This is a genomic window from Candidatus Hakubella thermalkaliphila (genome assembly GCF_013281975.1).
Classification (GTDB): domain Bacteria; phylum Actinomycetota; class Humimicrobiia; order Hakubellales; family Hakubellaceae; genus Hakubella; species Hakubella thermalkaliphila.
The window spans coordinates 1-509 of the sequence record NZ_BLRZ01000502.1; the positions used below are offsets into that span (position 1 = coordinate 1).

General features: G+C 57.0%; 1 pseudogene. It reads right to left on the reverse strand.

What is annotated here, in order from left to right:
• Positions 1 to 95 precede the first annotated feature (95 nt).
• Positions 96 to 479, reverse strand: a pseudogene (locus tag HW443_RS14280) (ATP-binding protein).
• Positions 480 to 509: the final 30 nt, after the last annotated feature.

Below are 509 nucleotides of genomic sequence, written 5' to 3' on the forward strand. Positions count from 1 at the left end.
TGAATTGGTTAACTCCGGAAACCTATCCGGCCAAGGTCGGAATGTTTTTGACCCACTGCGCCGGAACTTTTTTAACCCACACGTTGCTTCCTGGTTCAAACTCTCACCTCCGCTTTAAGAGCCAGCCCGGAGCCTGCCGAAGGTCGGCTGAGGTGGGTAGGGTTGAAGAGTCCAGCCTTCTTCTTGCCCTTGAGCCGGTAGCTTTCACCCCGGATGTTGAGGACGTTGCTGGGATGCAACAGCCGGTCAAGTACAGCAGAGGCCACAACGGCATCACCCAGAACCTCGCCCCACTCGGTAAAGCCCTTGTTGGAGGTGAGGACGATGCTGCCGTTCTCGTAACGCGCAGCGATAAGGGCGAACTAGGCAGTAGCGGCCTGACGGTCATAAGGCCACACCCCAAACTCATCGAGGATCAGGAGTCTGGGCCTGAGGCAGATTTTCAGCCGTTGTTCCAGACGGTTGTGAAGCTGCGCCACCCGCCAGTCCCCAATAAGTTGATGGGTTCG